Source organism: Polyangiaceae bacterium, from assembly GCA_020633205.1.
GTDB lineage: Bacteria > Myxococcota_A > Polyangia > Polyangiales > Polyangiaceae > JAHBVY01.
The window spans coordinates 129,522-154,857 of record JACKEB010000014.1 but is presented as its reverse complement, the minus strand read 5'-3'; the positions used below and the strand labels follow the sequence as shown (position 1 = coordinate 154,857).

19 protein-coding genes are annotated in these 25,336 nt (G+C 64.6%); 8 read left to right on the top strand and 11 right to left on the bottom strand.

The annotated features are described in order from the left end of the window. Positions 1-233 precede the first annotated feature (233 nt). The 3 genes from H6718_20675 to H6718_20665 all read left to right on the top strand — a co-directional run bounded on the left by H6718_20675 (position 234) and on the right by H6718_20665 (position 4,359). Positions 234-1,313, top strand: a complete 1,080-nt coding sequence (locus H6718_20675; GenBank protein MCB9587831.1) for a hydrogen peroxide-inducible genes activator — start codon at positions 234-236, stop codon at positions 1,311-1,313. Between the two features lie 187 nt (positions 1,314-1,500). Beyond that, positions 1,501-3,486 carry a hypothetical protein gene (locus H6718_20670; GenBank protein ID MCB9587830.1) on the top strand — a complete coding sequence of 662 codons (1,986 nt, stop codon included), beginning with the start codon at positions 1,501-1,503 and terminating at the stop codon, positions 3,484-3,486. A gap of 27 nt (positions 3,487-3,513) precedes the next feature. Next, positions 3,514-4,359: a hypothetical protein gene (locus tag H6718_20665; protein ID MCB9587829.1), complete on the top strand. Its 846-nt coding sequence runs from the start codon at positions 3,514-3,516 to the stop codon at positions 4,357-4,359. Positions 4,360-4,378: 19 nt separating this feature from the next. Here the strand turns inward: H6718_20665 and H6718_20660 are convergent, their stop codons facing one another. Both H6718_20660 and H6718_20655 read right to left on the bottom strand, forming a co-directional pair. After that, complete coding sequence (locus tag H6718_20660; GenBank protein ID MCB9587828.1) at positions 4,379-7,081, bottom strand: WGR domain-containing protein; 2,703 nt, start codon at positions 7,079-7,081, stop codon at positions 4,379-4,381. A 155-nt stretch (positions 7,082-7,236) separates the two neighbouring features. Then, positions 7,237-7,806, bottom strand: coding sequence for an RNA polymerase sigma factor (locus tag H6718_20655; GenBank protein MCB9587827.1), 570 nt, complete (start codon positions 7,804-7,806; stop codon positions 7,237-7,239). A 300-nt stretch (positions 7,807-8,106) separates the two neighbouring features. On the opposite strand from H6718_20655, the gene H6718_20650 reads away from it, so the two are divergent. Together H6718_20650 and H6718_20645 are read left to right on the top strand one after the other, a co-directional pair. Next, positions 8,107-8,637, top strand: a complete 531-nt coding sequence (locus tag H6718_20650; protein MCB9587826.1) for a hypothetical protein — start codon at positions 8,107-8,109, stop codon at positions 8,635-8,637. Positions 8,638-9,152: 515 nt separating this feature from the next. Next, positions 9,153-9,917 carry a phosphatase PAP2 family protein gene (locus H6718_20645; protein MCB9587825.1) on the top strand — a complete coding sequence of 255 codons (765 nt, stop codon included), beginning with the start codon at positions 9,153-9,155 and terminating at the stop codon, positions 9,915-9,917. Here H6718_20645 and H6718_20640 read toward each other — a convergent pair. The 6 genes from H6718_20640 to purL form a co-directional block, all read right to left on the bottom strand. Further along, positions 9,914-10,834 carry a phosphatase PAP2 family protein gene (locus H6718_20640; protein MCB9587824.1) on the bottom strand — a complete coding sequence of 307 codons (921 nt, stop codon included), beginning with the start codon at positions 10,832-10,834 and terminating at the stop codon, positions 9,914-9,916. The genes H6718_20645 and H6718_20640 overlap by 4 nt on opposite strands. A 3-nt stretch (positions 10,835-10,837) precedes the next feature. Then, positions 10,838-11,839, bottom strand: coding sequence for a serine/threonine protein kinase (locus tag H6718_20635; protein ID MCB9587823.1), 1,002 nt, complete (start codon positions 11,837-11,839; stop codon positions 10,838-10,840). 102 nt (positions 11,840-11,941) lie between these two features. Next, positions 11,942-12,604, bottom strand: coding sequence for a hypothetical protein (locus H6718_20630; protein ID MCB9587822.1), 663 nt, complete (start codon positions 12,602-12,604; stop codon positions 11,942-11,944). Between the two features lie 78 nt (positions 12,605-12,682). After that, positions 12,683-14,482 carry a DUF692 family protein gene (locus tag H6718_20625; GenBank protein MCB9587821.1) on the bottom strand — a complete coding sequence of 600 codons (1,800 nt, stop codon included), beginning with the start codon at positions 14,480-14,482 and terminating at the stop codon, positions 12,683-12,685. 80 nt (positions 14,483-14,562) lie between these two features. Continuing rightward, the gene (locus H6718_20620; GenBank protein MCB9587820.1) at positions 14,563-14,994 is read right to left on the bottom strand and encodes a hypothetical protein; all 432 of its coding nucleotides are present in this window, start codon (positions 14,992-14,994) and stop codon (positions 14,563-14,565) included. Positions 14,995-15,264: 270 nt separating this feature from the next. Next, on the bottom strand, positions 15,265-19,257 hold the full coding sequence (gene purL / locus H6718_20615; protein MCB9587819.1) for a phosphoribosylformylglycinamidine synthase: 3,993 nt from the start codon (positions 19,255-19,257) through the stop codon (positions 15,265-15,267). Positions 19,258-19,469: 212 nt separating this feature from the next. Here purL and H6718_20610 point away from each other — a divergent pair, with 212 nt between their 5' ends. Together H6718_20610 and H6718_20605 are read left to right on the top strand one after the other, a co-directional pair. Beyond that, a complete protein-coding gene (locus H6718_20610) occupies positions 19,470-20,030 on the top strand; it encodes a hypothetical protein (protein ID MCB9587818.1) in 561 nt (186 codons plus the stop codon). 69 nt (positions 20,031-20,099) lie between these two features. Beyond that, positions 20,100-20,648 carry an HD domain-containing protein gene (locus H6718_20605; GenBank protein MCB9587817.1) on the top strand — a complete coding sequence of 183 codons (549 nt, stop codon included), beginning with the start codon at positions 20,100-20,102 and terminating at the stop codon, positions 20,646-20,648. A 3-nt stretch (positions 20,649-20,651) separates the two neighbouring features. On the opposite strand, the gene H6718_20600 is transcribed toward H6718_20605, so the two are convergent. After that, positions 20,652-21,119, bottom strand: a complete 468-nt coding sequence (locus H6718_20600; GenBank protein MCB9587816.1) for a hypothetical protein — start codon at positions 21,117-21,119, stop codon at positions 20,652-20,654. Between the two features lie 331 nt (positions 21,120-21,450). Further along, positions 21,451-23,859, bottom strand: coding sequence for a serine/threonine protein kinase (locus H6718_20595; protein ID MCB9587815.1), 2,409 nt, complete (start codon positions 23,857-23,859; stop codon positions 21,451-21,453). A 71-nt stretch (positions 23,860-23,930) separates the two neighbouring features. On the opposite strand from H6718_20595, the gene H6718_20590 reads away from it, so the two are divergent. After that, entirely contained in the window at positions 23,931-24,737 is an 807-nt protein-coding gene (locus H6718_20590; protein ID MCB9587814.1) for a sigma-70 family RNA polymerase sigma factor, read from the top strand. Here H6718_20590 and H6718_20585 read toward each other — a convergent pair. Beyond that, complete coding sequence (locus H6718_20585) at positions 24,734-25,015, bottom strand: hypothetical protein (protein MCB9587813.1); 282 nt, start codon at positions 25,013-25,015, stop codon at positions 24,734-24,736. The genes H6718_20590 and H6718_20585 overlap by 4 nt on opposite strands. Positions 25,016-25,336 lie beyond the last annotated feature (321 nt).

Here is a 25,336-nt window from a genome sequence, read left to right as displayed (position 1 = left end):
CTACCGTTGCGTCTCTGTCCGCGCGCGCAATCTTTTCCGCATGTCAAACCGCCGCGTCCGCGGACGACAACCTGCTTCATCCAGAACTCCTTCGGGCGCACCAGTCCATTCGCAGTCGTTCGTCACGCCTACGCCACTCAGCCCAGCAACGGTGGATGTGGTTGGTTACCCAGAGAGCAAGATCGCCTGCGACAACCTTCGAAACAATTCGTTAATATGAATGGGGCGATAAGATGAACCTATCGGCTCTCACGATTCAGCAGCTTCGGTACCTGGTGGCGGTGGATCAGCACCGCAATTTCCGCGAGGCGGCGGCGGCTTGCCACGTCTCGCAACCCGCGCTCAGCACCCAGCTCAAACGCCTGGAAGAGCTGCTTGAGACCACCCTCTACGACCGTTCCAAGCAACCCATCGTGCCCACGCCGCTCGGGGCGCTGGTGGTGGCGCAAGCCAAGGTCGTGCTCGAACAGGTAGACCGCCTGGGGGCGCTCGCGCGTCCGGAGCTCGAGCTCTCGGGCGTGTATCGCCTGGGGGTGATCCCGACTCTCACCGCGAGCTTCCTGCCGCTCTTCATCCCGCAGTTCAGCGTCGCCTATCCGAAGGTGGAGCTGATCATCAAAGAACTCCCAACGGACCAGCTGATCCGGGGACTGCGCGCGGGAACTCTGGACGCCGGCCTCGCCGCGACTCCGCTCGAGGTACCAGGTCTGTTCGAGCGACCCCTGTGCAACGAGCCCTTCTACGTGTTCGTCCCGCCGGGCCACGCCCTGGGCAAGCGCACAGAGCTCCACCAGTCGGACCTGGTGGGGGAGCACCTATGGCTGCTCGCTGAAGGGCATTGCTTCCGCAATCAGGTGCTGCACCTGTGCAGCGCGGACCTGGGAGACAGCAACGACGGGCGAAAGCTCCAGCTCGAGACGGGTTCATTCGAGGCACTCGTGCGTCTGGTTCAAGCCGGCCTGGGGGTCACGATCCTCCCGGAGCTCACTACTCGTCAGCTCAGCGACGCGCAGCGCCAGCAGCAGGTCAGGCCCTTCGTTGCCCCGGTACCGGTACGCCAGGTCGGGCTCCTCTACGCGCGCGAACATATCCACAAAGAAATAACTGACGCCATCGCGCGGGCGTTGCTGAGCGGCATACCGGCTGAGCTACGAGAGCCGAACAGCGACCAAGCGGAGCCCCTCCCCCCCAAGAACGGCGTCGCGGCGGCAACAGGTGGATCCGCCGAGGACGCGAACGGGGTAGCCGTCAGGCGCGGCCGCCGGGCTACAGCGTCCAAACAAAAGAGCCGCCGCGGTTCCCGCGCTGGCTGACTCGCGTATACAACATACGCACCCGTATGTTTCGAACTAGCTGCATATCCATATGCATTCGTGAGGCTTGCGAGGCTTGCTCACGTTGCAGTGCTGAGTCAGCTCGGCGAGGAGTAGGTGAAGCGAGGGATCGGCAGGCGTTCAGCGTGGTCATCCGTTTTCAACGCTGGTACCTCTGAAGCTAGCCGTGATTAACAAGTCGCAGGGTTGGTCCATTTTCGATCCATCTGGCGAGCTACTCGTTCTGCCCAGTCACCGAGCGAAGCAAGCTCCGGATGGTTACGAGCAGTTCCCGGCAGGACTTCCGTGGGAGTGGTACCTGGGAGGGAACCTGCCTCCCAGAACCTTGGTGGAGCTGTATCACGCCACCTCCAAGCACTGCACGAACCGGGCTCCCGACGAGTATCAGCTTCGGGAGATGCTGGATCGCGTAGAAGGCGACCTGCGAGATGGTCGCCTAGTCGTTTTCCGGCGGAAACCAAAGCCGGCCAAGGGGAGCGGAAGCGGCGGCGCTGGCATGCAGCCGATCGGCGCGCAAACGCAGGAGCAGCAGCCCCCCCCAAAGCGCGAGGGCGTCACGCCGGAGACCCACCCCTGCGACTTCGAGACCATCGCGCTCAAGTGCAGCCACTGTCCTGATTCCGAGGGGAAGCGCAAGCTCAGCCAGATCGACTTCAAGAAGCAGGGCGCCGTCACCACGAACACCTTCAAGCAGCCGCCCTCGGGCTCTAAGCGCAAGTTCATCGATCGCTTGCAGGTCGTGGCAAACCACGAAGACAAGGGCGCGGACGAGATCACGATCGAGCTGGCGGGCGGCCCTGGTTACACCTGCGGCCACGCCCACCCCCACATCGACATCCTCGATCAGGCCACGGGCAAGTGGGAGCACCACCAGGGGGAGACGAACGTCACCTTCAAGGCGAAGTGCAAGAAGTTGCCCCCGCCGCCGTCGGCCTACCAGAACCCACTGTCGCTGATCCGCTACTACTTCTTCCCGCAGCAGGTGCTAAACAATTACCGCGTGGATATTGAATCCTGCGGTCTCAAGGACGACATGAGCCGCGGCTTCGGCCGGCTCACGCAGACCATCGACGTCTTCCCGTCAGACACCTACAAGATTTCGCTCAGCATCCCTTCGCTGAAGAAGCTCTCCTACACGAAGTCCAAGGCCCAGCTCCTGGGCGACAAGAAGGGCACGACGCTCTCCTCCACGGAGACGGAGAACTCCAGTCCGCTGCTGCGCAAGAGCGAGACCACCTCCAGCTCGGAGTCTTCCTCGGGCGACAAGATCGAGACCGAGAAGACCTACGCCGTCAAGGAGGGCAGAGACGGGCTCCAGGAGACGGTCAAGGAGAGCCTCGACAAGGACAACAACTACTCGTCCTCCACCGAGCTGAAGAAGGTCGATCCTGTCGATCACCCAGTCCGGGACATGGCGGCCTCGTTCACCTTCGAGCGCAACGGCAAGGACGTCAAAGGCAGCGAGACGATTGGGCAGTTCATCAACGCGCTGGTGAACATCCAGAACGAGATCCAGTCGGTGATGAACTTCATCAACGACTTCCAACCCCAAGTCGGCTGGAAATTCATCTTCGAGCTCGAGCTGTTCAAGGGCGATCTGTCCTACGAGTGGGGTTTCAAGGAGTGGGAAGACCAGTCGGTCTACAAGTGGTGGAAGTTCGAGATCGGCATGACGCTGTTCGCGGTGAAGCTCGAGGTGAGCTTCGGCGCGAGCTTCAAGGTGGCCGGCGTGGGCATCACCGCGGTGATCTTCGGCAACGTTTCCGTGGACTGTCGGATCAGTGCGAGCAAGGAAGCGTCTCCCGACAAGCCGGAGCCCTGGCAGTCGAAGCTCGCCGCGGAGCCCAAGGGTGAGCTCGGCATCCGCTCGGCGCTCGGCGCCGATTGGGTCAAGGCAGAAGGCAAGCTGACCTGCGGCTTCCCGTTCGAGGCGGTGTGCGTCGCGAGCAACGACGAGCCCTTCCACATCGACTGGAAGCTCGAGTTCACCGGTGTGAAGGCCGTGGTGACCGGGCACGTGAAGTTCGTCGGTTCCATCTCCAAGGAGTGGACGGTGATGCAGCCGAAGAAGAACTGGAAGACAGGCAAGTTCCCCGGTGGCGAAGACAACAAGAAGCCGCTCAAGGGCAAGACCGGCAACATCGCCGCGTGAGCGTGATAGCGTCCGCGTGGGCACTACATGGCAACACCCGTCTTCTATCTGAACGTCAACATCATCGGCTACGACGCGGAGATCGTTCTCAACGGTGCTCCCATCGTGCAGGCGAGCCAGGCGTACGCTTGCATTTGTTACCCGACGATCAGTGAGTGGGTGATCAACGGTAGCAACACGCTGACCGTCGTCATCTACGCGGGGCGGGAGCTACCGACCCCAGAAGGCGAAGCCCAAACCGCGATCGTCGTTCCGGCGGAGGCAGGCAACGACACCGACGAGGCCCCTCGCCTGCGTGTCGCCTTGTGCCGCGGGGAAATGGGCGAGGTGCCAGAGGACGGCGCCGAAGAAGAGCTGATTGTTCTGGAGTGGCAGCCTCCCCCAGAAGACCCGAACAACCCGCTGGTGCTGCCCGTCAGCGTGAGCGAAAAGGGCGATGTGGCCCAGCCCTGGGGGGAGTGGTCCTGGCAACGCGCCGAACCGTTTGCGCCCACGCAAGAGACGGCGATTGAGCTGACGCAGTTCATCCAGAGCCTGCACGCTCCGCTCAGCCAAAAGAACCTGCTGCCGCTGATGGACGCTAGCAAGCCGAAGTTCGATGAAGTCGCGCCTTGCTACGACATGACTCCGGCAGACGCGACCTCACGGCTCACCACCGCGTTCAAAGAGATCAGCGCTCCAGCGCAGTGGAAGCTAGCTGCCTTCGACCCGACTCAGCTCCAGCTTCGCCCGTGCTGCGACAACAAAGTGGTCGAGCCACGCACTGCTACGGGTGAGCCCGTGCTGCGTCAGGCTGCACCCATCGATGGCCAATCGTGGGGCCTGCAGCTCTTCATCGCCCGCGTCGACGGCAAGCTCGCTGTTGTGCGTTAGCCCGCATCAGCTCAGCAGCTCAGTGACACTGCCACTCGCAGCGCTCGGCAAACGAGTAGCAGATCCCAGCGTCGCCGAAGTTGGCGCCCGGTGCGAGTCGCTCGTCGTACTGAGCGATGAACTCCGGATCGAGCCCAGTCGGGCCCGTTTGAAGCCAAATCGGCCCGCCCAGCAAAAAGCCAGGCTTCGTGTAGAGCAGTTGACGCCCGTATGCGGCGCGCCCCGGCGGGTCGCGGTCGAACACCACCGCCGGCACCTCCAGACGCAGCAGCTCGAGCTCCGTTCCGCCTTCGGCCGTCACCTCGGCAACCTCTGCATCCGTGCGCGGGATCAGCTTCTGAGCACGCTCTGGGTCCTCCGAGTAGCCTTGGATCCACACGGATAACGTTCGAGCATCAGGGTAGCGCGCCGCTAGCTCGGGTGCGCTGCGCAGGTCGACGGTGAAAGCGTGCACCATCTTGCGACCGCGATGACGGGGGATGTCCTCGCCAGTGAATCCGGCGGGCAAGCCGCCGACGCGACCGAGGCCCTTTCCAGGGGAACCAGCTGACAACGCGTAGACAACCGTCCCGCTACCGAACTCCTTCACCAATCCGTCCAGCTCTGCCTTCAGGTCCAGGGTGTTCTTGCCCACCGTCTGCTCGAGCTCGGCAAAAGCGTCTTCATGGATTGCGTCAGCGATGCGCTCCATGAACGACTCGCTCAAGGTCTCACCGCTTAGCGCCTCGGAGAGCACCGGACCGAACTCTGGTCCCAGCACTTCCAGAGATCCCGAACCGAGATGGCTCCACATATCCTCGTTCTCGCGCCCGCCAGCGACCAAGCGCGCGAAGCGCCTGAGGGCTACGGCTGACATGCCCTCTCGCGCATAGGTGAGTTCTTTGTAAGGGTCATCCAGCTGGCTTGCCGTACGAAATATCACGCGCTCGGCTCGCCCAACCGGCAGCGCACCGATGGCCTCTTGCATGGCGACCTCGCTGTCGTAGTCGACCGGGTCCCCCAGACTGAGCAGCTCGTCCACTTCCTCGGGGATCTTCGCGTCGCCCTCCCAGCGGCGCACAGCCGTGGCCACCACCAAACGCAGCCCGAGGGCGCAGCGCTCGTCCGTTTGCTCCTTCGCCATGCTGACCAGCAGCGGCACCAGTTTGCTCGCACCATCTCCGCCAAGCCAGCTCACGTCGCTGACAAAGCCACGCACGTCGAGTTCATCCGGGTTGTGCTCGTAGGGCCGAGGCGTACCGATCAACTTCCGGCGTAAGGCATCACTGAACGGCACGCCGGCGAACACCAGGCGACGTAGGAAGACGCCAACATCGTGTGCCTCGAACTCCTCGTCGGTCGGCTCGACACCGAGTTCACCTATGGTGAGGGCGTTGGGGTAGCGCGAAAGCCAGTGCTCCGCCCACGCGTCGAGTCGTGCCGTCCCGAGCTGACCAAAGCCTGGGTCGGCGTTCACGTCTCGAGGATGCAGCTGGTACTCGGCTTTCGCGGGGATATCCTTCGGCTTCTTTGCCTTGCGGATACCGGCGACGCGCATCATCGCCGCAGTCTGCTCGCCTAGCTTCTCGGCAACCTCGAAGAAGCGAGCCGTGGGCTCATTGCGCGCTTGCAAGATTGCAGGGTTGAAGATGCTCAGGGCGCGCCCCACCTCCTCCAGCGTCTCGCCCTTGAGCGCCGGTGACGCCACCTCGGCAGGCAGGCGATCCGGGTTCGGGAATCCACGGATCCAGTGAGGCCCTCCAATGCGTTCCAACGCTGCAAGCAGGCGCTCCGGGGCGACCGGCACGGGAGTGTCGTCCTCATCCAGCCAAGCGACCCGCTCACTACCGTACGGCAACACCTCGGCGACCATCGACACGGCCTGGGCACCTTGCTCCGGGTTCAGGCGCTCTCCGCCAAGCGAGCGTACGAGGGCTGCGGCTCGCGCCAACGTCGGCGGCAGCGCCAGCTCGGCGAGAGTGCTAGATGCCTCACGTGCTACCCGCAGCAGCACCGGGAAGTAGCCAAAGATCACCGGAGTGTCCTCGGGCTGAGTCACTACCCAGGGCTCTTCGAACTGACTCAGGACTTGCGCAACCTGCTCCACCGAAACGCGCAACAAGGCCTTGGTCGATCCGCGAACATGCAGCCGACAGGCGGGAACGAAGAGGCCGTGCTCGATCAGATGCGCCAACAGGCGGATCACATCGTAATCGGAGTAGCTGACCTTCTCTGCCGCGGCTCGCCAAGCCTCTGGAGTTGTTGCCTCGAGGAATCGAGTGGCGGCGTTGCTCTGCGCCCGCGCGCCCATGGACTTACCCCCAGATAGGCTGAAGTCCGGAGGTGCTGCCTTGCTCGCAGCTGACTTGCTCGCGGCTGGCTTGCTCGCAACTGGCTTGGTTTTGGCCTGCTTGGCCGTCGCCTGTTTTGCGGTCGCTGACTTGCTAGCGGGTTTGCTGGCTGTCTTCGCCGGTGCCTTGGTTGGCGCCTTTGGTTTCGCAGCCTTGGGCTTTGCTGCCCCTGTTGAGGCGGCCGCTTGCGCCACTTCCGAGTAGCCCTTCCCGACCTTCTCCCGAATCAGCTTCTCGGCAGCTTCGTTCGCTTGAGCCGCGCTGCCGAACTCTTTCTTCTGGCTGCGACCATCGGTTCCAATCCGGCCATAGGTGACCGTGAACGCGGCTCCCTCGAGGTGGATCTGCCAGAACTTGCTCGCACTCCCCTCAGCCAGCTCGAAGCGACGCATGCGACGGCGAGTGTCTCACCTCCGTTTGGAGTCAGCCAGAGCTAGGCACCGGGTCCGTTCACCGGTTGAGCTGACTGGTAAGTTCGGGTTTGGGGGGGTGATGCGCTCCGGGTGCTGCTCGTCTTCCTCAATTCCGAACCGCAGCGCTAGCGACTTCAGCTTGCGATGGACAACGCAAGCGCTTCACGCTGATTGGGCGCCGCAGTCAGTTCAAGCACCGCATCGGCAAACTCTGCGCGTGCGGTGCGCAGTCGCGAATACACGGTATTGGTTGGCGCTTCCACCAGGCGGGCGATCTCTGTGGCGGACAATCCCTCGAGGTCGTGCAGGGTGAACACCAAGCTGCGTTCGGCAGGCATGCGCCCGAGCACTTGCTCTGCGATGCAGCGGGCTTGCACTAGCAGCGCCTGGCGCTCCGGCGATGACGCCTCCGGGGCCACGGGCTCAGCGCAGTCGCCAAGTTCGTCCCGTCGCTTGCGGCGTTGGTTCGCAGCGACTCGCACCGCGAAGCCAAACAGCCAAGGCTTCAGTGGGCGGGTCGCGTCGAAGGTGTCGCGCTTCTTGTGAACGGCGATCAACGCCTCCTGCACCGCGTCCTCCAAGTCCGACGGCGCCACGCCCAGGCGACGCAAGGTCTTCTTCAGGTAGCTGGCGGCCTCGCTGATCCAGGTCGCCGATAGAGGTTCCGCAGCGTGACGCGACGGGCGCTCAGTCTTTTTCCACATGACAACATCTCCTCAACGGCGCGCCTCACCCAAAAACCAAGCGCTGGCGTTGTGAGTCGATGTACCGACGCCGCACCGATTAACTCCCATCAAAGCGGATCAAACCTGAGACGGATCGGCCATGTCGACAGTTTGTCTTTCATATCAGCCACTTACCCAGCAGCGTAAAAGCTCGCAGCGCGCATGACGGAAAGCCTGGGCTAGCGACAAACCCATCTCGAACCCGGCGTCCTCGGACGCATTCACTCCGTCCTCGTAGCAGGACACGACGCCGCGACGCGGCCCCTCAAGGAACGACTCATGCGCAAGCTCATCCCCATTCTCGCACTGCTCTCCCTGGCCGCCTGTGACAAGGGCAAGGCCGACGACTCAGCCACCAGTGGCTCGGTGAAGGCGAACACGGCCGCCGCGCCCGCCGCGGACAGTGACAGCAAGGAAGTGAACCTCGACCCACTCCCGCTGAAGGCCATGGTGCCGAAGAGCAGCATGGGCGCGATGGACATGTCGGTCGCCGACAACCAGAGCGTCACCCTCGACGTCGGTGGCGGTGCTTCGCTCAACATCCAACCGGCAAAAGAAGACTTCGCAGCAACCAAGAAGGGCTACGAAGGCGACACCATCCTCTTCCCGTTCAAGAAGTGGGTGAAGGACGAAGCGAATCTCGCCATCTTGGAGTTCGAGAACGACGGCAAGAAGGGCTACATCGGCTTTCAACGCATCGAGGTCGGTGGCAAGGCCTACTACTGCAAGACCACCGGCATGAACGGTCAGCCGAGCGCCGACGACGCCGAGAAGCACCTGAAGCACTGCGCCGACATCAAGGCGAAGTGAGCGCACAAGCGTTCAGGTCCCGTATTTTCCCCAAGGCAATTCGCGCCCAGGAGGCGCGAACAAGCAACAATCAATTGCCCACGCTTTGCCCGCTCGGTTGCGCTACGCGTGCCGAAGGTGAGCCATGTGGTAGCCGAGACGCTGACCTGGCGGGCAAGGCTGGACCCTAGTCCGGGTCTCTCGCGCAACAACGCCTCAGTGTGCGCGCGAATTTTCGGAGTTTGAGCAGAGGTGCCACGTTCCTCGGAACGCTGGTCTGCCAGAAAGCCGAAGAAACGATCGGGTAACGCTGAAGGATCCGGGCTGTTCGGGGAATTAAGCCAGAGCTGGAACGCACATTGCTTTTCCTCAGCGCTTTCTGGCCCCGAAACAGCATGTTGAGAACGCAACCCTTCGCCCGCAGCTTGGTCTCTTGTTTGAGCGGGGCGCTCGCGCTCGCCGCGCTGAGCTCAACCGCCGTCGCACAGACTTCCTCGTCCCCATCCACTACGGAACGTGCGACTTCCCGCGACCCGGTGGATGCGCACTTTCACGTCGACCCCATCACCGACGGCGCGATCTTGAGCGTCGGCGTGGGCTTCAGTGGCTTGCTCGAGTGGATCATCGGCACCGGTGAGCTGCGACCGCAACAGCCTGGCGAAACTGACCGGCTGCTACCCATCGACCGCGGAGTAGTGGAGCTCGAGCCAAGTACCACAGCCACCATCGTCTCGAACGTGGGTGCCTTGGGAACGGTGGCGTACGCAGTCGGAACCACACTCGAGAGCGGCCTGAGAGGCGGCGTCACCCGCGCGTTGGTTGACGGGATGATCTACGCGGAAACGGCTGCGCTCACCCTCGCGGTGACCGACCTCGCGAAGATCTCCGTACGGCGTCCCCGCCCCAGCGCCTACCGAGCGCGCGATGAACGAGTCGCTCAAGGTCTCTCGCCGGACCTCTCGGGCACCGATAACGCACTGTCGTTCTTTTCAGGCCACGCGGCGATCACCGCCGCGCTATCGACGACCGCTACGTATTTGGCCTTCGCAAGGGAGAAGTCCCCGCTCCGAGGGTACCTGACGCTCACGGGAGGTGTCATCGTCACGGGCCTCGTCAGCTGGGGCCGCGTCTACGGCGGCAAACATTTCCCCACGGATGTAATTGCCGGCACCATGGCGGGCATGGGTGTTGGTCTCTTGGTGCCCCACCTGCACCGGCAGGACGACGAGTCGACGCCGCTCTGGGTCGCCTTCGCGCCTGTCGGTGGAGGCTCTGGCGTCAGCGCCGGTGGTACCTTCTAAAAGTACCCCAGGCCCTGCACCCCGAGGCTAGTGTCGGTCACCAGCGGCAACACACCGCCGCGCGCCAGACCATCCCCGCTCTCGACGCTGAGGGGATGCGAGTAATGCAGCAGGTTCGGTAATCCGTATCCAATGCCAGCGCCGAGCAACGCACCCACGATGTTGTCGGATAGGTAGTGGCGATCCGTCGACAAGCGAAGGAAGGAGCTCGCCGTCGCCAATCCAAGCCCGAGTACGCAGGTCGCGTCGTCTGCGAGCTCCGAGCCATACCAGTCGAACGCGCCGTGGTGCGCACACACCAAGCTCGCCGCCGCAAATGCAGCCGCGGTGTGTCCTCCGGGAAACCCCGAGTTCTCCGCGACGGGACACACTTCGATGTAGTCCGGATCCTTCCTGCATTCCTCGACGCTCGGCCGTCGACGCCCAATGAAGCGGTGACCCGCGCGGGCGAACAAACCAGTCAACGTCATGGCCTGGATGTTGATGAAGCTCACCTGCCAGGCCGCGTCGAAGTTCCAGCTGTCGCCGAGCACCGGCGTGAGGACGCCGTCGAGCACGACCTGAACCTGCGTCAGCAACGTCGTGGCGTCGCTCCAGTCCGCGGCGCGTTGACGCCCGGCGCGGCTCTTCAAGCGGAACGCGTCGCGCGCGCTGTCGTCGAACAGAATACCACCGGTCCAGCCGGGCTCATCCTTCACCGGCACGCCGAACTCCACGGCGGCATACAGACCGGCAACCAGAGCAGTCCCCGAATACTCCCACACGTCGGCGCGGCGGTAGCGCCACTCGAGACGGTGCTCGTGCTCAGGCTCTTGAAAGGGCTCTGGGTCCGCGCCTGCTGCCTCAGCCGCAGCTGGGCAGAGCAACGCCATCAAGAGCACCTGGCTCCCTAGACGCCATGTGCAACAACGCCTCATCTTTCAGCTGCCAGCTGCCTTGTGCACCGGATCCACGCGGTAGTTGAGCTCCACCCGATGCTTCACCACGGTGTCATAGGCCGCTTGGAAGCTACGCGCAAGGATCTGCCGATCGACTGGTTCCGGGAGGATACGCAAGGCAGAGATGAGTGCGACCATCATCTCCCGGGCTGAGGCAAAACGCATCGTGGGATCGACCTCGAGCGCTCGGTGCACGATCTGTGTGATGGCAAGGGGCAGCTCCGGCCGCTCCATGCTGAGCATCGGCACCCGCGCATCCCTGAGCAGCTCAACCACCTCGACGTCGGTCGGTGCGTCGAACAGACGCTTACCGCTCAGCACTTCCCACATCACGATCCCGAGCCCGAACACGTCGCTCTGGGCGCTGGGGTCCACGCCGCGCACCATCTCCGGCGCCAGGTAGCTGAGCTTGCCCTTGACGATATCCGGCTGAGTCATGCGCGCTCGATCCATCGCTCGCGCCATGCCGAAATCAGCCAGCTTCACCACGCCTGAGAGATCGAGCAGCACGTTATCCGGAGTCAAATCCCGGTGATAGATCGCCGCCGACTCCCCACTGTCGTCCGTCCGGGTGTGCGCGGCGTCCAGCGCCTCGAGCACCTCGATGGCAATCGCCGCCACGATCTGCCACGGCGGCGGTCGCTTCGCGGCGAGGAAGGCTTTGTTCCACTCGCCCAGGTGCAAGCCGTTCACCAGCTCGGTGACGAGAAACAGATCACCATCCTCGTCCTCGCCAAAGTCGTGGACTTGGACGATGGTTGGGTGACGCAAGCCAGCGCCGACCCGCGCCTCCTCCACGAACAGCTGGCGTACCTCGTAGTGCCCGCGAAAGCCCGGGTGCACGCGCTTGATCGCCACGGGCATCGCGAAGCCTGCGCTGCCGTGATTCAAGCCTCGCCACACGACGGCCATGCCGCCTTCGCCCATCTTCGTGACGAGCTCGTATTTGCCGGCAAGGCGTTTTCCAGGGCGATCTTCGGACATACGGAAGTGCGCTAGCGAGGGCGCAACGTGCTCTAGCGGCGCTTCCGTATTCTAGACCGCTCCCTGGGCGCGGCGCGAACAATCACCAACCAGCGGGTCTGCTCAGCCGCCGTCTCCCAGGCCCGCGTCGCCCGTCCCGGAGTCGGAACCGGCGTCCTCACCGCCGTCTCCGCCGTCGCCAGCGTCCCAGTCCATCGGCACCCAGTCCCCGCGCCCTTGAGGCGTGAAGATGCGGCCCGGGGCGTCTCCGATGGGATCCGGCCAGCTGTGACAAGCGTTGCAAGAGCCCGCAGGAGCCTCCAGCGGCATGTCGATGGTCTCACCGTCGTACTCGATGGAGACGGTGTAGGGCGGCTCCAGGTCGTCATCGAAGAAGAAGTTACCGACCGAGTTCGTCTTGGCGCTGGCGCTCACGCCATTGGTGTCGGTGATGTGCACGATCACGTCTCGCACGCCCTCATCGGCGTTCGCCGACTTGCTGCCGTAGATCGTCCCACCGGCTGACCACGTCGGAGCCGGATCGCCGAAACCCGGCTGATGACAAGCAAGGCAGTTCTCGCCTGGGCGCATGGTCGGCCCGGTCGGGTAACCCACGCCCGCGTCTTCGCTCGAACACGCGGCACCAAAGGCGCCAATCGCGAGCAGGCTCACAAAGCCAAGCCACGCCATGCGCTGGACTCTCCGCGCAGACTCTTCGGGTGATTTGGGTTTGGGGGGGAGGGGCGCCGGAGCAGGCTCTGGGCGAATCTTGAGGCTCGACTTCATCAGGTTTCCGTACGCAAACGGTTCACGTTGGCTACATGCGATCTGCAAAAGTTCGGTGCATGTGCCGGCAGGACTCGGCTAGCCGGCGAGCACCTTCTCCACGCTCGGCGCTGCATGCTCCGCGGAGATCTCCTCCAAGGCGACAATCCAGCCGCGGCTGAACCAGCCGCGCAGCACCCCGAAGGCGCGCCCCACGGGATCCTCAGCGTCTTGAAAGCCGTCGCAGACGGCGGCGAGGGATGCACCAGCGCGTGCGCTCTCGAGCGCGCGCGCCTCGTCAGCCTCCAAGGTAACGTGATGCGAGAACAGGTTCTTGCGCCAAATCGCTACCTTACGGATACATTGCTCACGCTCGCTGGGTACCACTTCGGAGTCGAACGCCAGGGCAGACTCGCTCGGCAACTTGGAGCCATCTTCCTTGAGCTGGTCCCAAGCATCCAACGCGAGCTGAGTCACTTCGACCACTTGCAAGCACGGCGCCCAGGCCAGCCTGGAGTCGCCAAAGCGCGTTGGATCGATCGCGCTGGTGTCCAGCGCCTCGTGATCCGCCGCGAGGAAGGCGAAGAGGTGTGCCCACTCCAAGCTCGCAAGGTCCGCGTGAGCAGCCTTCAGGATGCTGCGACCGTTCTCCGTACGCGGCTCTGAGCTGGCGCTTATTTCCTCGAGGATCTTCTGTGGCAGGCAGCGCCCCAAGTACTCGAGGGCAAAGTGCTCCGAGGGGTACGCGCTGATGTAACGCGTGATGAGCTTGGTGAAGTGCTCCGTCCCCAGCGCGCGGGCCAGCCGCGGAAAGCTGTCAAACAGCGCATCCACCTGACGGAACCAGTACATGTTCCGATACACCGCCATGCGATCGCGCCCGCTCATCGCGCCGCGATCCAAGAACTCTTGGTCGACTTCGGGCGGCGCCGGGTCGTAGCGGACAGAGCGCCAGAACAGCTGCTGCAGAGTCGCTGTCTTGGAGTCGCTGGCGGCAAGTGTGGGGGCTATGCGCTGGACCTCCCCCCCGAACTCGGAAGGGCTGACGGAAGCTTCGACGGCGCTGGCGATGAAGTGAGGCAGCTCCTCTGCCTCGATGCGTGCGGCGGTCGCGCTCTCTTCGAGCAGGCGCGGCAACTCCGGGACGTTTTCGTCCCACTCGATGATGCAGGGCACCGCACCGAAGCGCCGCACCACTTGGCGGTAGAGCTGCCAGACGCCGTCGGGCACCTGAGAGCCGTGATTATCCAGCAGGAAATCGCCCTTGTCTAGGTGACCCGCCAGGTGCAGCTGGCGAACACATCCTTGAGGAATCCCCTGAATGTACTCTTCTGCGGAGAAGCCGTGATTGAACGCGCTGACGAAGACGTTGTTCACGTCGAGCAAGAGCGCGCACCCGCTCTCGCGCACCAGCGCCGCCAAGAACTCCCACTCCGTGAGTGTGCTCTCGGCGTACTCCACATAGCTCGACACGTTCTCCAGCAGGATCTGCTGGCCCAGGATGTCCTGCGCCTCACGGATCCTCGCGGCAACGTGGCTCAAGGATTCTTCAGTAAACGGCAGCGGCCACAGGTCGTGGCCATAGTGCTTGCCGACGCGACCAAAGCACAGGTGGTCGCTCACCCAGCTCGCCTCGAGCTCGGAAGCCAAGGTGCGCAAGCGCTGCAAAAACTCGCGGTCGAGCGGCGCCGCCCCTCCCACCGACAAGGAGACCCCGTGGAACGCGATGGGCGAGTCCTGACGCACGCGCTCGATGACCTTGCGCGGCCGTCCCCCACGATCGATGAAGTTCTCAGTGATGGCCTCGATCAGCCCGAGGGGCATCCCGCTCTGCAGCACTTCAGGGTAGTGCTTGGTGCGGAGTCCGACGCCGTGCTGGGGTGTTCGAGATTGAGCCATTACTGTATGGAAACTAAGTTGAGCGGCCCGGTCGGGGGATGACCAGAGCCGCTCGCCAGGAGGACCTAGTTAGCTATGACTCAGATGACGGTGCCGCCAGCAGCGGTGCAGTCACCCTCGGTGGGGACCTCTAGGAAACCTTGGCCAGCGCACTCGTTCATGCCGGCACAGGCGTGATCCGCACCTTCGCAAGAGCTCTGCCCCTTGCACTCGTTGATGCCTTGGCACTTCACGTTTGCGGTCGTTTCCGTACGAGGAGTTCCGCCGAGTTCAGCGCACTTCTCAGGGGTGACGCTGATGTAGCCCTGGCCCTTGCACTCGTTCAGACCCTGGCATGAGCTCTTGCCATCAGCGCTCGCGCACTCCGACTGACCCGCACAGTCGTTGGCGCCGTCGCACTTGATGGTGGCAGCACTGCTGCTGCCGGGGCTTTCGTCGTCCGAGTTGCTGCAGCCAGCGGCAAGCAAGAGGGCGGCGACGCTGGTGGCGATGGTGACAGTCTTTGCATTCATGAATTCAAACCTCCTCGAGCACCGCGAGCGGTGCCCCCGCGCCTCGGCGCGTTTCAACGACGCGTCGGCGAGACGCATGATCCAAGTCGCGCCAGAGGCGCGAACGACATTCCAACCCGAGCCAGAGCAGCACTGGCCGCTCCGGGTTCATGGATGCGTCGATACGGAGGCGCCCCGAGCCTGGTTACACCGACGGCTTCACTTTTTTCCGCTGCCCCACTTGCGAGGGCACACGCAGCGATTTTCCGCGGATTTTTTGGGGGGTGAGGATCACCCCACGAAGGCACGGGCGTTGCGGAACAGGCGCAGCCACGGGCTCACGTCAGCGTCCCACTCCCGTGGCCGCCAAGAGAGCTGCACCCCACGGAAGACGCGCTCCGGGTGCGGCATCATCAGCGTCACACGGCCGTCACGACTGCAGAGCCCCGTGATTGCGCGGGGTGATCCGTTGGGGTTCTGAGGATACAGCGACGCCTGATCACCGCTCGGGGTACAGAAGCGCAGGCCGACGAGGCCCGAGCTATCTAGCGCCTCCAAAGCGCCCGCGTCCGTCACTTCGACGCGCCCTTCGCCGTGCGCGACCGCGATCGGGATGCGGCTCCCAGCCATGCCCTTGAGCAAGACGGACGGCGACTCTTCCACCCGTACCAAGCTCAAGCGCGCCTCGAACTGCTCGCCCAGGTTCTTCACGAAGCGCGGGAAGTGCGCCGCTCCCGGGATGATGCCCCGCAGGTTGCTCAACATCTGGCACCCGTTACACACACCCAGGGTGAAGGTGTCTTCACGCTGAAAGAAGCGCGTGAAGCCTTCGCGTGCGCCGGCGTTGAACAGGATGCTCTTCGCCCACCCCTCGCCAGCGCCGAGCACATCGCCGTAAGAGAAGCCGCCGCACACCGCGAGGCCGCGGAATTGATCGAAGTCGACCTTGCCGGCGAGCACATCGCTCATATGCACATCTACCGCGCGGAAACCCGCTCGCACGAAGGCGGCGGCCATCTCCACCTGGCCGTTCACGCCTTGCTCCCGCAGGATGGCCACGCTCGGGCGCTCACTGGCAGAAGACACCGCGCGCGCGACGTCTTCTAGCGGGTCGAAGCTGAGCTGCGCGCTGAACGGCGCCGGGGCCTCCGCGCTCACCAGCTCGAGCTCCGACTTCACCACGTCGGCGTTGTCCCGCAGCTGTTGCATGCGACTGCTGGTCTCCGACCAGATGCGCCGTAGCTCATGGCGAGGCGCGCTGAACAGCACTTGCCCGTCGAGCTTGAAGCTCAGCTTGCTGTCCGCGGTGGGCTGCCCCAAGGCGTGACACACGTTGCCGAGGCCGTGGCGCTCGAAGACTTCGTCCACGGCCAGCGCGTCGCTCTTCTTGATCTGCAGCACCGCGCCGAGCTCTTCGTTGAACAGCGCGCGCAAGGCTCGCTGCTCCGCATCGCCGTCGTTGAGCTTCGCCGTCGCTGCCTCGAGAGAGACATCGACACCACAGCCTGCTGCGAACGCCATCTCGCACAGCGTGACGAACAAGCCGCCGTCACTGCGGTCGTGGTAGGCCAAGAGCAGGCCCTGGGAGTTGAGCTCCTGAATTGCCGCAAAGAAATGCTTGAGCTTCGCCGCGTCATCCACGTCCGGCGCGCCGCTCCCAACGTGACCGTACACCTGGCACAGGGCGGAGCCGCCCAGGCGACACGCGCCACCTCCCAGGTCGACGAGCAGGAGCGCCGTTTCGCCCTGATCGAGTCGCAGCTCCGGCGTCAGCTGCTTGCGCACATCGCTCACCGGCGCAAACGCCGACACGATGAGGGACAGCGGCGACGTCACGCTCTTTTGGCTCTGTTCGCCCGTCTCCCCATCAACCTCGCTCCACAGCGTGCGCATGCTCATGGAGTCTTTGCCTACGGGAATGGTCAAGCCGAGGGCGGGACACAGCTCGAGCCCCACGGCTTGCACGGCGTCGTAGAGCGCGGTGTCTTCACCGGGGTGCCCGGCCGCGCACATCCAGTTGGCGCTGAGCTTCACGCGCCCGAGCGACTCCACCGGCGCCGCCGCCAAGTTCGTGAGCGCCTCACCCACCGCCATGCGCGCGCTAGCTTTGGCGTCCAGGAGCGCAACCGGCGTGCGCTCCCCCATGCTCATGGCTTCACCGGCAAAGCCCGTGTAGTCGAGCAACGTGAGCGCGCAGTCCGCAACGGGCACTTGATACGGGCCAACCATCTGATCGCGGGCGATCAGCCCGGTCACCGTGCGATCCCCGATGCTGATGAGGTATGTCTTGTCCGCCACGCTGGGCAGCGCCAGCACGCGGCGCGCAGCCTCCCCGAGCTTGACGGCTCCGAGCTCAAAGTTAGTTCCGCGCGGTTTCGGTCGCTGAACATCACGAGTCATCTTCGGCGGCTTGCCGAAAAGCACCTCGAGGGGCAAGTCGATGGGGCGGTTGTCGAAGCGCTCATCGCTGAGCAGGAGCCGCTCCTCGCGCGTCGCGACACCAACGATGGCGTAGGGGCAGCGCTCACGCTTGGCGATGCGCTCGAACTCCTCCAGGCGTGCCTGGTCCAGCGCCAGCACGTAGCGCTCCTGCGCCTCGTTGCACCAAATCTCCAAGGGGGAGAGCCCGGGCTCGGCGTTCGGGACTTTACGCAGCTCGAAGTCTGCTCCGCGGTCGCTGTCGTGCACCAGCTCCGGCAGCGCGTTGGAGAGGCCACCCGCGCCGACGTCGTGGATGCTGAGGATTGGGTTCGCGTCGCCGAGCGCCCAGCAGCGATCGATCACCTCTTGGCAGCGACGCTGCATCTCGGGGTTGTCGCGCTGTACGGAGGCGAAGTCCAAGTCGGCGTGGCTACTTCCGGAGGCCATGCTGCTGGCCGCGCCACCGCCGAGGCCGATCAGCATGGCCGGTCCTCCGAGCACCACGATCGGCGCGCCTTCGGGGATCTTCTCTTTCAGCACATGCGCCGGACGCACGTTACCGAGGCCGCCCGCCAGCATGATCGGCTTGTGGTAGCCGCGCACCTCGCTGTGGCCGCTTACGTGGGGAAACGCGACCTCGAGGCTGCGCATGTAGCCGAGGATGTTCGGGCGGCCGAACTCATTGTTGAATCCAGCACCGCCCAGCGGGCCTTCCAGCATGATGTCGAGGGCGCCGACGATGCGCTCTGGCTTGCCTACGCCGCTCGCCTCCCACGGCTGCTCGAAACCGGGGATGCGCAGGTTCGACACGGAGAAACCGGTCAGTCCCGCTTTGGGCTTTGCGCCTCTGCCCGTTGCCCCCTCATCGCGGATCTCTCCCCCCGATCCCGTTGAAGCGCCGGGATACGGAGAAATTGCGGTGGGGTGGTTGTGGGTCTCGACCTTCATCAAGACGTGGGTGGGTTCCTCGACGCTGATGTACTCGGCGCTGATTGGATCCGCGAAGAAACGCGCGCCGAGGCTGCCCTCCATCACCGCCGCGTTGTCGCTGTAGGCGCTGAGCACGTGCTCCGGCGTGGTTTTGTAGGTGTTCTGGATCATCGCGAAGAGCGAGTGCGGCTGCTCTGCGCCGTCGATGAGCCAGTCCGCCTTGAAGATCTTGTGCCGACAGTGCTCGCTGTTGGCCTGGGCGAACATCATCAGCTCGACGTCGCTCGGGTCACGCCCCAGCTCGCCGAACGCGTTCACCAGGTAGTCGATTTCGTCTTCCGCCAGGGCGAGCCCAAGCTCCTGATTGGCGCGCACCAGCGCGCTCCGCCCCTGCTCCCGCACCGGAAAGCGATTGAAGCTGCTCGCGGGCTGATGCGCGAACAGGCTGATCAGCTCCTGGTCACTGCCAAACACCACCTGGGTCATGCGGTCGTGGAGCAGCGCGTCCACCGCGGCGACCTCGGCCTCTGAGAGTGAACCTTCCAGGCTGTAGACGATGCCGCGCTCCAGGCGCTCGAGCCCCTGCAAGCCACAAATCAGCGCGATGTCTGTGGCCTTGCTCGACCAGGGAGAGATCGTCCCAGGGCGCGGCACCACGATACGTTTGGTTCCGTGCGGATTTTTCTGGGGGAGAGTAGGGCCGTAGACCAACAGGGCCTGCAACGTCTCTAGCTGAGAGGCATTCAAGGCGTCGCGCGTCGCCAGGTACGCGACGTGAACGAACTCTGCGTACACGCCGCTGAGGCCCACGGCGACGCTCTTGGCCTCGGCGAGCAGTCGCTCGGTGCGAAACTCCGAGAGCGCCGGTTGCCCCGGCAGCACCAGGACCCGACTCGGGTCGGCACCGCGAACGGCTTGGCTGACTTCACTCAGGAAGTACGGAGTGGACGACGGGCGCTGAGCGCCGGGAGCAGAGAGGCGCGCTGAGTCAGTCACGGCGCCGCCTTACACCATCGGCGCCTAGCCGGCCACCCGGCGCGCCGCCAATCTTCGGCAGCGCCTTCAACACCCGGCCGCCGTACGAAACCTCGTCACATGCTGGCAACACGAGCCAAGCTGGGGGAGCCGCGCTAGGGATCGTCGCGATGCTGCCCGCACCGACTCGCCGCGATCTCCGAACCGCAGCAACGCGCGCCGAGACACTGGCCGCACAGTTCGAGCTCGCGGCGCGCATCGATGATGAGGTGCCCTCCACCTGGCACCTGGGCGGAGAATACGCCGGTCGCCAGATCGCAATCGCGATGGGCTCACCTCGCCTGCGCCGCTGGGGTGCTGGTGCCGTGACGCACTGGCTGCACCTCACCGTCCACGAAGCGACCTGGCTACCGAACGGGGCTGCGCTACGTCCCGCGAGTCGCAACGTGTGGCAGTGGCGGGAGGGCCTGCCGGGTGAGACGCCTCACCTGCGCGTGCGGCATCCGCAGCTTGGGCTGCTCGAGTACATGCTGCTCCCGGAGTCGCTGCATCCCGATCAGCTGGGTCTGGCGGAGCGCACGCTGAAGAGCCTGCCCGGCGACATCAGCTGGCTCAGCGCACAGCACAAGCAGTGGGAGGTCCGGGTGAGTCAGCTCGACGAAGCGACGCCACTCGCAGAGCTGCTGCTGCGCCTACTCGAGTGGCAAGGTCTGAAGCCGCTCAGCTCGTGAGGCGAGTGCGCGCGCTGAGCGCCTCCAAATAGCCGTGCCCTGACCGCTGGTCCCTGGCAGACTCGCGCCATGACGCAGTCGTTCACTCGCATGGATCAGTCCACCACCGAGCAGTGGATGGAAATTGGCCGCCAAACCTTCGGCAACCAACCGCGCGTCGCGGAGAAGGTGCTCGGCATGCTGCGCGAGCTTCAGACCATCACCGATGGCTTCGCTGTCGATCAGCTAGTGCACGCTTTGCAGACGGCGACCCGGGCGGAGCGTGGCGGCGCCGACGAACAGGTGATCGTCGCTGCGCTCTGCCACGACATCGGCAAGCTGATCAGCGTCGCCAATCACCCGGCAATCGCTGCGGAGATCCTCAAGCCTTATGTCCGCGAGGAAGTGTACTGGATGATCTTGGTGCACCAAGATTTCCAAGGCAAACACTACTACGAGCTGCTCGGCAAGGACCCCGACGCTCGCGCGAAGTACACAGGACACGGCTCCTTTGAGCTAGCCGCGAAGTTCGCAGACGACTGGGACCAAACAGCCTTCGATCCCGACTACGAGAGCTTCCCCCTCGAACACTTCGAGCCGATGGTGCGCCGCGTGTTCGCGCAACCCAGCAGCTTCTAAACTTCAACTTAGCGAGAAGTCGAAGCGCGCCACCTCCGACGCATACGTCGAGTCGTCCAGGTTCATGATCAGCGAGCGGTCGATGAACGGATCGATCTCGTTGTATGGATCCCCGGGGAAGTACAGCTGGGTCGTGAGCAGGCGCTTGCCGGGGGCGCGGAGCTTGACGTGGATATGCGCCGGACGATACTGCGCGCCGTTCAGGTAGTGCCCCGGGTGAATCGTGTTGAAGCTGTATTTGCCTTCGGCGTCGGTCCGCACCTGACCCCTTAGCTCGAATCCGGAGTTGTCGTAGGCACCCGACGCGTTCGCCTGCCAGATGTCCAACGTCGCGCCCGCGATGGGGCGACACTTCGCATCCTTCACGACGCCGCTCACCACCAGCGCGCGCCCCTTTGCGCTGCGGTTCAGCTGACCGCTGAGCGGCGCGCCCGCCTTGTAGAACGGACCTTCGATATTCGGCGCAGTCACCGCGCACGCCGGGTCCGTCGCGTAGGGCGACGCGCCATAGCTTGGCGCCGGAGCGCCCTGTTGCCCAGGGCCCGGCTGCCCATAGCCTGCGTAAGCTTGCGGTGCGGAGCCCTGGGGCCGACGCTGCAGCGGCTGAAGTCCGCTCGTGCTGGGTTGGGGGTGAGGACCAGCGCTTGGAGATCGAGCACAGGCGCCAAGCACCAGGCTCCCTCCCACTGCGAGCGTTGCCTCAAGGATTTGTCGACGGGTAGGACGGCTTTGCGGTTTCACACTGACTGAACGCAGCCATCCCTCAAGTGGCGCAGACTTTCTCGTCTGCGCCTCAGAAAGGCTACTGAAACGCTGGGCCCGACATGTAGCTCCCGGCGGCCGAGACTGCTGGTGCCGATGGCGCGGGAGCCTTCGCGCTGGGCGCCGAAGCGGCCTTCCGCTGAACGACTGGCGTTGGCAAGGCCTTCTTCGAGGTGCTCGCGAGGGCGTCTTCAAGCTCCTTCTGCAGCGCAGCGTCGGGCACCTCGAGGGAACGCGCGACTTTCAGCGCACGGCGCAGCACGAACTCGGCGCTGTCCCGCTTACCTTGCGCCAGCAGCGCTTGGCCTTGGGCGAGCTGCAGCGCGACCGCTTGGCGGTGACTCGTCCCGAGGTTCTTCTCGACGACCAGCGCCGCCGCCTCGAGCTCGACGAGCGCAGCTTTCGGCTGGTCACGGCGTAGCAAGAGCAGCCCCAGGTTGTAGCGGGCCAGCGCGCCCTCCAGGCCATCGAAGCCGGCGCTGGAAGCTATTGCCTCGCGGTAATATTTCTCGGCCTGTTCGAGCTTGTCCGTCGCGGCAAAGAGCAGCCCCAGGCTGTTCAGGGTGCGGGTCACCGCGGGGTGCTTTTCGCCGAACGCCTTGCGTTCGAGCGTCAGTGCTTGCTCATACAGCGCTTGAGCGCGACCCGGCTGACCCATGAGCAGCGACGCGCGCGCCCGATTGTGCAGGTGACGTGCGATCCCTGGGTGTTGCTTGCCAAGAGCTGTTTCGTCGATTCGCTGAGCCTGTTCGTGGCGTTCGAGCGCCTTCGCGTAGTCGCCCTGAGCGCGCGCCAGGTTCCCCAAGTTGGTCAGCACACGCGCCACGGCAGCGTCGTTCGCGCCAAGCTTGCGTTTCCGCACGCGAAGAGCTGCGTCCAGCGCCGCTTGGGCGTCCGCGTAGCGCCCGGCTGAAGTGAGGACGACACCCCGGGTGTTGTTCAGGCTTGCCTCGAGCAACGCAACGTCGCTGCTGCCTTCTGAGCTCGGGCGAAGCAGGTTCTTAGCGTGGTCGCAGCGCTGTTCGGCTTCTTTCAAGCGGCCTGCAGAGCTAGCGATACCTGCCAAGGTGATCCAAGCGGTCGCTTCTTGGTGGGGGTTGCTGCCACGTTGGGCTGCGCCCAGGGCGGCCAAGCCAGTTTGCTCCGCGAGCTTGAGCTGCCCAAGCTCCCAGTGCCCTCGCGCCAGCAGCTCTTGGCTTTGGCTTTCCAGGGCTGCCTGTTCCAGCTGCTTGCTCCGCTCCACCAGCTTGGCCGCCGCTTCCAGCCTCGTGGGCGTCCAAGCTTGAGCCTGAGCGTCGAACGCGATTAATTCCTCACGGAACTTAACGACGGCTTCTGGCTCCGCAGCCTGGGAGGCGACTGCCCTCACCCCCTGCCCCTGGGGCGACGCGAAATACCAAGACAGCACGAGCCACGCCGCGACGGCGCACGCGGCAATCAGAGCTACCGCAAGGTACACGCGGCTCGCAGGCGCTGGGCGTTCGGGTGTACCAAGCTCGCTCGAGAGCTCGCTCAAGCTTCGGAAGCGCTCAGCAGGCTCCAATGCCAAGCCGCGCAACAGTGCCTGCTGGACACCAGGTGGCACGCTCGTGGGCAAGGCGGCCGGAGGCGCCTTCAGGCGCTCGCGCAGCTCATCCAGCGTGGTAGCAGGGAATGGCTTGGCGTTTGCCAAGGCCTCGAACAGCACCACGCACAGCGCGAACTGATCGCTCGCCGCCGTGGCCGGTTCCCCACGGATTTGTTCCGGCGCCATGTAGCCAGGAGTGCCAATCAACTTGCCAGGCAGCACCAGCGAGTGGTTGAGGTCGACGGCCACGCCTTCGGCCTCGGGTAGCGCGCCCTGAGCGAGGCCAAAATCGGTGACTTTGGCGCGCCCCTCGGCGTCGAAGAGGATGTTCTCCGGCTTCAGGTCGCGGTGCACGAGGCCCGCCCGGTGCGCCGCTTCGAGCCCCTGAGCCACCTCGCGCAGGCGTGCGAGGATCTGAGCCTGCGCGGGGCGCCGCGCCAACCATTGCCGCAGGGTATCGCCTTCGAGCAGCTCCATCGCGAGGAAGGCTTCCCCCGAATCGAGGCGCCCGACGTCGAACACCGTGGCGACGTGGGGGTGCGCTAGCTTGGCCATCGCCCGCGCCTCCTCTTCGAGCTGCTCCGGCAAGGCGTTCGACCCTTTGAGGAGCTTGAGCGCTACATCGCGCTCGAGCCGCGCATCGTGGGCGCGCCACACCACGCCAAACGCGCCGCGCCCCAGCTGCTGCAGCAAGCGGTAGCGGCCTAGCTCCTCACCGGCGGCGTGAGGCGTGATGCCGGCGTTGAGCTGAGCCAACGTCAGCACGAGCTCACGACACAGCGCGCAGTCATCCAAATGTTCATCGACCGCCGCGAGCGCCGCTCCGTCGACTCGCCCGGACATCAGGTCCAGGGCCAGCTCTTCTTCGAGGCAGGCACTCATCACCGCGAGTGTACTCCGAGCAGGCAACGCTCGCTCCGCTCGTCGGTGGCGCCGCGTGGTACCCTCGCCAGGTGTCCGAGGCCCTCACGCGAGCCCAAGCGGCGCTGCCAGAGCTGCAGGCGGAGCCCGCATGTTTCGCTCGGGTGCTGGAGCGGGTGTGTCAGCGCAAGGCGTGTGAAGCAGACGCGCTCAGCGACGACGGACTCGCTGAGGTGCTGCTCGTGGCAGCGCTCATGGAGCACGACCCAGGCGCTCAGAGCTACTTCGAGCGCGCGATCCTCGACGTGGTCGCGCCAGCGCTCGCGCCCATGAAGCTCGGAAGCGAACTCGGCGACGACATCCGCCAGCAGGTCGCGGAAAAGCTCTTGTTGCCCCAAGACGGCGTGCTGCTCCTCGAGCGCTACGCGGGAGACGGTCGCTTGCGCGGCTTGGTCAAGGTGATGGCGGTGCGCAGTGCGATCAGCCACACGCGCAAAGCGAAGCCAGAGCGCAACGTTGACCTGAGCGATTTGCAGGCCGGAGACATCGAGTGGGAGCTCGAGCGCCTCAAGCACGGCTACCGCAGCGCCTTCAGGCAAGCATTTGCCGCGGCGCTCTCGGGGCTCTCCGCGCGGGATCGCAACATCTTGCGTTTGCATCACTTCGGGGGCCTTAGCGTGGAGCAAGTGGGAGAGATCTACGGAGTCCACCGCGGGACCGCGACGCGCTGGATCGCACGTATCCGAGAGGATCTGCTCAAGGCGACCAAAGCGCAGCTCGCTGGCGAGCTGGGGCTGACCGCCCTGGACGTAGAGTCCGTGATGCGCCTGATCCAGAGCCAGCTCGACGTCAGCGTCGAGCGGCTCTTGGATACGCAGAGCGAGCACCAGAGCGACTAGGTCATCACCACCCAGCCCCGATCCGTGTAGGCAATCCGCAGTGTCAGGGGCTTCGAAGCCTGCTTGAATGTCACCGCTGCCAGCCCACTCTTGTCGTTCTTGTCGAGTCGAATGTCCACGCGCTCCACCCGCTCCTTCAGCCCAAGCTCGTTCAGGAAGTCGTAGACCTCCATGCGGGCAAAGTCTTCGGGGCTACCGCAGGCGGCGGCAGGCTGGGCGCTGGCCAAAAGCAAGCACAGGGAGAGAGCGGCGAAAATGATGCGAAAAAGACGGGTCATCGTGAGTACCTCCGGGGTCTTGCGGACTGAACGCAGCCGCCGCCCAGGTGGCGCACGCTTTTTCGCTGAGCCCGCTTTTCGCGTCGCCGCTAGTCGTAGAACGGTGAGCCCAGCTCCCGATTGGCCACCTCGGTGCTCTTCGCGTCGAACACCCGGGTGTACAAGCCAACTCCCAAGTCTGCTCGCAGGCTTTTTTGGGGGTGAGGGTGCGCCGTGAGCCGTTTGAGACGGCGTCGGGCACTGCCCCAGCCGTGACCCAAAACTCTACGTCGCCTCAGCAATTGAACCAGCCGGCCAGCCAGCGCACCTCCCCCCCAACCC

Excerpts from the sequence above, each read along its gene's own strand:
- H6718_20675 (MCB9587831.1), top strand. The coding sequence starts at position 234 with ATGAACCTATCGGCTCTCACGATTCAGCAGCTTCGGTACCTGGTGGCG.
- H6718_20665 (MCB9587829.1), top strand. The coding sequence starts at position 3,514 with ATGGCAACACCCGTCTTCTATCTGAACGTCAACATCATCGGCTACGAC.
- H6718_20660 (MCB9587828.1), bottom strand. The coding sequence starts at position 7,081 with ATGCGTCGCTTCGAGCTGGCTGAGGGGAGTGCGAGCAAGTTCTGGCAG.
- H6718_20655 (MCB9587827.1), bottom strand. The coding sequence starts at position 7,806 with ATGTGGAAAAAGACTGAGCGCCCGTCGCGTCACGCTGCGGAACCTCTA.
- H6718_20650 (MCB9587826.1), top strand. The coding sequence starts at position 8,107 with ATGCGCAAGCTCATCCCCATTCTCGCACTGCTCTCCCTGGCCGCCTGT.
- H6718_20640 (MCB9587824.1), bottom strand. The coding sequence starts at position 10,834 with ATGAGGCGTTGTTGCACATGGCGTCTAGGGAGCCAGGTGCTCTTGATG.
- H6718_20635 (MCB9587823.1), bottom strand. The coding sequence starts at position 11,839 with ATGTCCGAAGATCGCCCTGGAAAACGCCTTGCCGGCAAATACGAGCTC.
- H6718_20630 (MCB9587822.1), bottom strand. The coding sequence starts at position 12,604 with ATGAAGTCGAGCCTCAAGATTCGCCCAGAGCCTGCTCCGGCGCCCCTC.
- H6718_20625 (MCB9587821.1), bottom strand. The coding sequence starts at position 14,482 with ATGGCTCAATCTCGAACACCCCAGCACGGCGTCGGACTCCGCACCAAG.
- H6718_20620 (MCB9587820.1), bottom strand. The coding sequence starts at position 14,994 with ATGAATGCAAAGACTGTCACCATCGCCACCAGCGTCGCCGCCCTCTTG.
- H6718_20610 (MCB9587818.1), top strand. The coding sequence starts at position 19,470 with ATGCTGCCCGCACCGACTCGCCGCGATCTCCGAACCGCAGCAACGCGC.
- H6718_20605 (MCB9587817.1), top strand. The coding sequence starts at position 20,100 with ATGACGCAGTCGTTCACTCGCATGGATCAGTCCACCACCGAGCAGTGG.
- H6718_20595 (MCB9587815.1), bottom strand. The coding sequence starts at position 23,859 with ATGAGTGCCTGCCTCGAAGAAGAGCTGGCCCTGGACCTGATGTCCGGG.
- H6718_20585 (MCB9587813.1), bottom strand. The coding sequence starts at position 25,015 with ATGACCCGTCTTTTTCGCATCATTTTCGCCGCTCTCTCCCTGTGCTTG.